8 protein-coding genes and 1 rRNA gene are annotated in these 7,355 nt (G+C 40.8%); 7 read left to right on the plus strand and 2 right to left on the minus strand.

Going from position 1 to position 7,355, the window contains the following annotated elements:
* Nucleotides 1-29 precede the first annotated feature (29 nt).
* From L1D50_RS19735 to L1D50_RS19750, 4 genes are read left to right on the plus strand one after another with little or no spacing between them, the layout of a single operon-like run.
* Nucleotides 30-1,004, plus strand: a complete 975-nt coding sequence (locus L1D50_RS19735) for a serine/threonine protein kinase (protein ID WP_239966645.1) — start codon at nucleotides 30-32, stop codon at nucleotides 1,002-1,004.
* A 16-nt stretch (nucleotides 1,005-1,020) separates the two neighbouring features.
* On the plus strand, nucleotides 1,021-1,644 hold the full coding sequence (locus L1D50_RS19740) for a thiol:disulfide interchange protein DsbA/DsbL (protein ID WP_128725430.1): 624 nt from the start codon (nucleotides 1,021-1,023) through the stop codon (nucleotides 1,642-1,644).
* 18 nt (nucleotides 1,645-1,662) lie between these two features.
* A complete protein-coding gene (locus tag L1D50_RS19745) occupies nucleotides 1,663-2,292 on the plus strand; it encodes a thiol:disulfide interchange protein DsbA/DsbL (RefSeq protein ID WP_010604382.1) in 630 nt (209 codons plus the stop codon).
* Between the two features lie 48 nt (nucleotides 2,293-2,340).
* Entirely contained in the window at nucleotides 2,341-2,799 is a 459-nt protein-coding gene (locus L1D50_RS19750; RefSeq protein WP_128725431.1) for a DUF523 domain-containing protein, read from the plus strand.
* A 10-nt stretch (nucleotides 2,800-2,809) separates the two neighbouring features.
* Here L1D50_RS19750 and trmA read toward each other — a convergent pair whose 3' ends face one another.
* Nucleotides 2,810-3,904 carry a tRNA (uridine(54)-C5)-methyltransferase TrmA gene (gene trmA, locus L1D50_RS19755; RefSeq protein WP_128725432.1) on the minus strand — a complete coding sequence of 365 codons (1,095 nt, stop codon included), beginning with the start codon at nucleotides 3,902-3,904 and terminating at the stop codon, nucleotides 2,810-2,812.
* Between the two features lie 164 nt (nucleotides 3,905-4,068).
* On the opposite strand from trmA, the gene L1D50_RS19760 reads away from it, so the two are divergent.
* Nucleotides 4,069-5,196 (plus strand): DUF5610 domain-containing protein, encoded by a 1,128-nt coding sequence (locus tag L1D50_RS19760; protein ID WP_138522158.1) that lies wholly within the window; start codon nucleotides 4,069-4,071, stop codon nucleotides 5,194-5,196.
* Between the two features lie 63 nt (nucleotides 5,197-5,259).
* Nucleotides 5,260-6,036 (plus strand): glutamate racemase, encoded by a 777-nt coding sequence (gene murI / locus L1D50_RS19765; RefSeq protein ID WP_138522160.1) that lies wholly within the window; start codon nucleotides 5,260-5,262, stop codon nucleotides 6,034-6,036.
* Here the strand turns inward: murI and L1D50_RS19770 are convergent, their stop codons facing one another.
* A complete protein-coding gene (locus tag L1D50_RS19770; protein ID WP_128725435.1) occupies nucleotides 6,037-6,504 on the minus strand; it encodes an RNA-binding protein in 468 nt (155 codons plus the stop codon).
* A 612-nt stretch (nucleotides 6,505-7,116) separates the two neighbouring features.
* On the opposite strand from L1D50_RS19770, the gene L1D50_RS19775 reads away from it, so the two are divergent.
* Nucleotides 7,117-7,355: ribosomal RNA gene (locus L1D50_RS19775) — 16S ribosomal RNA — on the plus strand; the annotation flags it as partial.

Consider the following 7,355-nt stretch of genomic DNA (forward strand, 5'->3'; position numbering starts at 1 on the left):
GTATAAAACCTCGCTTTTTTATAAATATTATGAATGATTTTAGTTTGAATGCACTGACACCGGATCTTATTTTAGATGCGATTGAGGCACTTGAGATATATCCGACAACGGGATTATTGGCCTTAAACAGCTATGAAAACCGTGTTTATCAATTTGGCGCTGAGGATGGCAAGCGCTATGTGGTGAAGTTTTACCGCCCAGCGCGTTGGACGGATGAACAAATTCTTGAAGAGCATGAATTCGCACTGGCAGCAAAAGAAGCCGAAGTGCCAGTTGTGGCGCCCTTACTTATTGCCGAGCGTAGTCTGCATTTTTATGAAGGTTATCGCTACACGTTGTTTCCAAGTGTTGGTGGACGCCAGTTCGAGCTCGATAATCTAGATCACTTAGAAATTTTAGGTCGCTACCTAGGGTGCTTGCATTGTCTGTCGGCTGAGCGAGCATTCGAACATAGACCACAGCTCAACACTCAGCGGTTTTTGGTTGATGCACAACAAACACTGCTAAAAAGCCAGTTAGTGCCTAGTCATCTACATACTCCATTTGTTACTATTCTTGAGCAAGTTATTAACAAAGCAACCTCAAAGTATCAAGTTGCCAAAACGCTTCGGCTTCATGGTGATTGTCATGCTGGAAATTTATTGTGGTCTAGAGACCAATTGATGTTGGTGGATCTTGACGATTGTCAGCAAGGTCCAGCGGTACAAGACTTGTGGATGATGTTAAATGGTGACCGCAACGAGCAATTAGTACAATTAGATACCCTGCTTGTGGGTTACGAAGAGTTTATGCCGTTTGATGCAAAAGAGCTTGCGTTAATTGAGCCGCTACGCGCCATGAGAATGGTTAACTATATGGCTTGGGTGGCCCAACGCTGGCAGGATCCTGCATTCGAACGGAACTTTTCTTGGTTTGCGACAGACAAATACTGGGAACAACAGATCCTAGCGTTAAAAGAGCAATTTGCCGCATTAGATGAACCAAGTTTGAGCCTATTTCCTTAAAATTAGAGAGAGTAACATGCTAAAAAAATTAAAAGTCGCACTTATCGCATTACTTTTGCCCATTGCTGCGATGGCTTCAGACTTTACCGAGGGTGAGCACTACACAACCTTAACAACCGAACAGAGTAAATCAGAGAAAGTTACTGAATTTTTCTCTTTTTACTGTCCTCATTGTTTCCGCTTTGAGCCAATTGCTAAAGCGATTAAAAAGAACTTACCTGAGGGAGCGTACTTTGAAAAAAGCCATGTAAACTTCCTACGTGGTATTCCTACAGAAACGCAGAGCAATCTTAGCTATGCCTATATTATTGCTGAGCAAGAAGGCAAAGAGGATGTGATTGCTGAAAAGATTTTTAATGCTATTCATGTTGAAGGAAACAAACTGTTAGACATTAAAGATTTAAAAACGCTAATGGAGCTAAATGGGATTGCTGCTGAAAAGTTTGATCAGGCTGTAACGAGTATGCCAGTCGTGAGTGCTGAAAATAACATGCTTAAAGCACAAGAAAAGTTTTCTGAAGCGGGGGCGCTTACAGGCGTTCCAACTTTTATCGTAAACGACAAATACAGAATCGAAATGAAAGGTATCAAGAGCCAAGAACAGCTTGATGAATTGATCGCATATCTATTAAAAAAATAAGGACTGGAGAAAGTTAGTATGTTGAAAGTATTAAAAGGCTTAGCGGTTGCACTAATGCTTCCTCTTCTTGCTCAGGCTGCACCATTTGAAGAAGGTGTGCATTATGAAGTTATTGCCGAGCGCGGCACGAAAAAGCCTGAGGTAATGGAATATTTTTCTTTTTATTGTCCAGCCTGTAACGCAATGGAAAATTTAATCGTTGACGTTAAACCAAAGCTGGATGAGGGTGTTAAGTTTAAAAAAAGCCATATAGATTTTGTCGGTCCAAGAGAGCCTGAGATCCAACAGGTGTTGGCACAAGCACTTGCAACTGCTGAAGTGCTGCCACAAAAAGACAAGATAGTTGCAGCCATGTTTAATCATATCCATGGCAAGCGTGCAAAAATCAATGAACTTGCTGATGTAAAAGATATCTTTATTGCTCAAGGTGTTGAAGAAGAGAAGTTTGATAAACTTTATGCCAGTTTCTCTGTTCGTACTAAAGCTTCAAAAATGCAACGTATGCAGAAGACTCTTTCTGATAAAGGCGCGCTAACAGGGGTACCAATGTTCGTGGTAAACGGTAAATACAAGCTATTACTTCGTGAATCTGGTACGACTAAGCCAGAGCAAATTGCAGCTTTGGTGAATTATTTAGCAAAGAAATAAAATCTAATTTGTATTAGACTAGCCCTGCAATTATTGCGGGGCTTTTTTATGTTTAAAATTTTAGTTTCTAGCTGCTTATTAGGTTATCCAGTGAGGTATGACGCTTCTTCACAAAGCCTTCAAGACAATACCTTGCAGTATTGGCGGCAAAAAAATTGGGTCTTACCGCTATGTCCCGAAGTATCTGGTGGTTTACCAACACCTCGCCCATCGGCTGAAATAGCAGATGGTAAAGTTTTGAGTAAACATGGCGATGATTTTACCTCCGCGTTTGAACTCGGTGCTAAAAAAGCGCTAGCGGCTTGCCTACAGCACGATATAAAGTTTGCGTTGTTAAAAGAGTCCAGTCCGTCTTGCGGCAGCAATCTGATTTACGATGGTAGTCATACAGGTAAAAAAATAGTAGGGCAGGGGCTGACTGCGTCTTTATTACGGCAATCCGGTATTCAAGTCTTTAGCGAAACTCAACTGCCAGCACTTATCACAGCGATGGCAGCCAGTCGTTAATCGTTAGAGATCACTTTCTCACTAAGTAAACGCCAGATTCAATATGATGGGTATAAGGGAACTGATCGAAAATCGCCATACGTGCGATTTTATGTGTTTCACATAATAAGGCTAAATCACGTTCTAACGTGTCTGGATTACATGAGATATAAATAATGTTGTCGTAGTTGCTAACTAATCGACAGGTCAATTCATCCATACCTGCACGAGGCGGATCGACGAGAATCGTTTGGCAATCATAGGACTGTAAATCGATACCATCTAATCGAGAAAACTTTTGCCCTTTCATGGCTTGTGTAAACTCTTCACTCGACATGCGAATAATATCTAAGTTATCGACTTTATTTGCTGCAATATTAAATTGTGCAGACTTTACTGATGATTTAGAAATCTCAGTAGCCAGCACTTTATTGAATGAGCCTGCCAATGCAATTGAAAAGTTACCGTTACCACAATAAAGCTCAAGTAGATCGTTGCTTAGCGGTTCACTAATAGACTGTGCCCAAGCTAGCATTTTCTGATTCACTTCCGCATTCGGTTGCGTAAAGCTGTTCTCAACCTGCTGATAAATATATTCTTTACCGTTAACGCTTAGTTTTTCAGTTACATAGTCATTGCCAAACACAACCTTTTGTTTTCTAGCACGACCGATAAAATCAACTTTGTAGGTTTGCTGCAACTCGGTTCTTAATGTCTGCATGGCAGTCTGCCACGCTTCATCTAACTGCTTGTGATAAAGCAAGCTGATCAGTACTTCCCCACTCAGCGTCGTGAGATAGTCGATTTGAAACAGCTTACGACGCAATATTTCGTTGTCTTTTAGCTGGTGTATCATCACTTGCATCATTTCATTGACAAGCGGCGCACCAGGATCAAAGCTATCAACACGGATCTTTTCTTTTGTTTGCTGGTCAAACATGATGTGAAACAGATCTTCACCATCATGCCATACTCTAAATTCACAGCGCTGGCGGTAATGGCGAGATGCAGACTCATACACTTCAAGTGCAGGTGCATTAAACGGTGCAAATTGTGTTGTGATACGCTCAGCTTTATCCGCTAACTGTTGCTCGTATGCTGAATCATCAATTTTTATTACTGCCATGCTAAAACCATCTATGTTGAATTAAGAGGCGCTATTTTAGGGAGCGTTGCTAATTTGTCCAGTCTAGCATCACTGATGCATCTGGTTTGCTGTTTTTTTAATCATTATACTTTAGCTTTGCGCAAATATGCCGATAATCTAACTAATATATTGGAGGGCATACCATGAAAATCGGGCAATTAAATCAGTTGCTCAATCCAGCGATGCAGCATAAGCCTGGAAAGAGCAAAGGGATAGGACCAAATATCCAAATTAATTCAGACAGCTATGCGGGTGATAAATCCAAATTAGCTGCAAAAATTCTTGATGATAAGCTTGCAGAAGCGTTGGGGATTGAGAAGCCGACACAAGACAAGAAAGACAAGCCATTATTTGATTTTGAATCTATTGTCAAAAATGTACTCGATTTTGTTCAGGGTGCAGTGAAGAAAGCCAAAGTCGACGGCAAAAATGATGACGAGTTGAAATCCATGCTCGATGGGGCACGTAAGGGCGTGCTTCAGGGGATAGATGAAGCCAGCGAAGAGTTAAAAGGCATGGGGGCTTTTAATTCCGACATCGAAGATGGTATTGAAAAATCACGAGAAGGGATTTTTAAAGGTTTAGATGATTTTGAAAAAGAGCTGTTTGAAGAAAAGTCGCCAAAAGCATTAGCGATCAGTGCCGCGCAGTTTGCGAGCCTCTCTAATCAGGCTGAATATGCATTTACAACAGCTGAAGGAGATGAAGTCGTTATTTCATTCTCCGATGCATATTCTCAGGGAGCCGCTGCGAGTGTTGCTCAAAAAGGTAATGATTATGGCATGGCATATGGCACTAAGTCTTCTCACGAAGTCAGTTTCTCAATTAAGGTAAATGGTGAGTTGAACGAAGAGGAGCAGCAAGCTATTAACGATATGATGGAAGATATCCGTAATGTCAGTGATTCTTTTTTCGGTGGTGAATACGATGAAGCGTTCGATTTAGCAAAGTCGCTTAGTTTAAATTCAGATCAGATCACTAATTTCACGATGGATCTCAGACAAAGTAAAACGTCTGCTGCGATTGCTCAATATCAGCAAGGCAATCCAATGAAAGAGTTAGAGAAGGCATTTATGCCACTGAATAAGCAGTTAGCAGATGTACAAGAGCAAGCTAAGGGACTCAATGCTGATAATGAGTTGCCAAACTTGCTTGCTTGGATGAATGAAGGCCAGTCGAGACTAAATGAGTTTTTGGATTATGCAAGTAGCTTTTTTAGTAAACTGAATGAATTAAATAAAGAGCAGGTAGAGCAAAAACAAACAAGCTAAGCGAGTTTATTTTCGCGAGGACTCGTGGCAAACTTCATGCTCCATTGATTTGAGGAATGAAGTTTGTCGCATATTTTGGTTTTCGATTCGGGGATAGGTGGCACCAGTGTGCTGTCGCACTTAAAGGCATGTTTGCAGGGGGGTTCATTCAGCTATGTTATGGACAACGCTTTTCTCCCATATGGCCTTCAGCCTCAAGAGCTAATCAAATCACGTATCAAGGGACTGATTTGTTGGCAACAGCAATGCTTGGGCAATGTTGATCTTATCGTTATTGCTTGTAATACCGCTTCAACATACGCATTAGAAGAAGCCAGAAAACATACCCATATTCCAATTATAGGTGTTGTTCCTGCTGTTAAGCCTGCGGCGTCTAGTTCAAAGACCAAGCACATCGCACTATTGGCAACACCGGCAACGTCAAATAATGCTTATACACATAAGCTCATCATGGATTTTACCTCAGGTTGTAAAGTTGAAACTTTGCATTCCACGGAGCTTGTTAGGATCGCTGAGCACTTTTATTGGCATAACGAGTTGGATAAAGAGGCACTTTGCGCGGAAATAGTCCGGCTTAACATTCCAGTCACTGTTGATAGGTTAGTGTTAGGATGTACACATTTTCCTTTGATAGCTCACGATATCAAGAATTGCTTACATAAGCATGTTGAGCTGGTTGATTCAGGCAAGGCAATAGCTAATCGCGCATTGTCATTGTTGGAAAGTCAAATAGTAGTAGGGGAAAAGGTGCCGAGTGCATCGGAAGTGCGTTTCTATGCAACGGCACCAGTAATAGGTAATAAAGAAGCAATCTCTATTATTAATTTAAATAAAGATTAATTAAGCAGGTGAGTGATCCATCTCACCTTCAGGCTTTTGCTTTGCTTCTCTTACTTTTAATGTACGCTGTTGAAATTCACGCTCATTGAGTTGAGTAATAGCCTTTTCCGCATCTTGCTTAGACATCTCAACAAAACCAAAACCGCGACGTTTGCCTGTATTTTTATCCTTAAGTAGACGAACTGAAAATACTTGCCCTTGCTCTTCGAAAAGCTCGCGGACAACATGTTCGTTGGCTCGATACGGTAGATTACCTACATATAATGTAGTGGTTGATAAGTTTGATTGTTTTTCTTGTTGTGTATCACTTTTTAAAAACTGGCTTATTACACCACCGATGATAATACCTACGGCAAGCATAAGAGCAGCGTCGAACTGAGTAGAGCTTAATGCAAGATCAACAATGAAAAAGCTCGCTACTGCAATAACCAAAGTGATCAAAATTGCTTTATGATCAAAAGACTTCATATAAATATACCAATTGAAAGAAGGTTAAACATTAATTTAACAAGTGAGTTAGCTATCTTAACGAGTTAATTAAACTTCGCAATAATTAATATAGTTCTGATAGTAAGATTTGTCCTTTTTTGTATGGTTTTTATGCTAAAAAGCGGTTTTTGGTTGATTCTTGTTCGAATGATCAAAAAGATCGAAAAAAGGGTTGCACTAAAATCGGATCGCCCTATAATGCGACCCCACTGACACGGGGCGCTACGCTGAAAAGCAAAGCAGCAGCGAGTTAGCGTCAAGTAAAACTTAAGTTCGAAACTTCTGCCAAAGAAATTAAAAATTAAGTGTTGACAAAAAATTGGGAATGCTTAGAATGCACATCCCTCGAAACAACGAAATGTTTCGAAACGTTCTTTAAAAATATGAAGCAATCATCTGTGTGGGCACTCGTACAGATTGRGTTCTAACAGCAGATTCTAGTTCGCTAGATGGCGCAAACAAATTTAGAGTCTCAATTGAACTGAGTGACCAACAGAATAAACATAGTTTATTCAGCACAGTCAATTCGATACCGAAAGGTATCAAAATCAGAATTCAATGAGCGCGAAACTTAGGTTTCAAAAAAACTTTTAATTGAAGAGTTTGATCATGGCTCAGATTGAACGCTGGCGGCAGGCCTAACACATGCAAGTCGAGCGGTAACATTTCTAGCTTGCTAGAAGATGACGAGCGGCGGACGGGTGAGTAATGCTTGGGAACATGCCTTGAGGTGGGGGACAACCATTGGAAACGATGGCTAATACCGCATAATGTCTACGGACCAAAGGGGGCTTCGGCTCTCGCCTTTAGATTGGCCCAAGTGGGATTAG

Source organism: Pseudoalteromonas sp. Isolate6 (assembly GCF_022398435.1).
Lineage (GTDB): Bacteria > Pseudomonadota > Gammaproteobacteria > Enterobacterales > Alteromonadaceae > Pseudoalteromonas > Pseudoalteromonas galatheae.

Bases quoted from the DNA above. Each gene is read 5' to 3' on its own strand.
- L1D50_RS19760 (WP_138522158.1), top strand. From the start codon at position 4,069: ATGAAAATCGGGCAATTAAATCAGTTGCTCAATCCAGCGATGCAGCAT.
- L1D50_RS19745 (WP_010604382.1), top strand. From the start codon at position 1,663: ATGTTGAAAGTATTAAAAGGCTTAGCGGTTGCACTAATGCTTCCTCTT.
- L1D50_RS19770 (WP_128725435.1), bottom strand. From the start codon at position 6,504: ATGAAGTCTTTTGATCATAAAGCAATTTTGATCACTTTGGTTATTGCA.
- L1D50_RS19740 (WP_128725430.1), top strand. From the start codon at position 1,021: ATGCTAAAAAAATTAAAAGTCGCACTTATCGCATTACTTTTGCCCATT.
- L1D50_RS19735 (WP_239966645.1), top strand. From the start codon at position 30: ATGAATGATTTTAGTTTGAATGCACTGACACCGGATCTTATTTTAGAT.
- L1D50_RS19750 (WP_128725431.1), top strand. From the start codon at position 2,341: ATGTTTAAAATTTTAGTTTCTAGCTGCTTATTAGGTTATCCAGTGAGG.
- trmA (WP_128725432.1), bottom strand. From the start codon at position 3,904: ATGGCAGTAATAAAAATTGATGATTCAGCATACGAGCAACAGTTAGCG.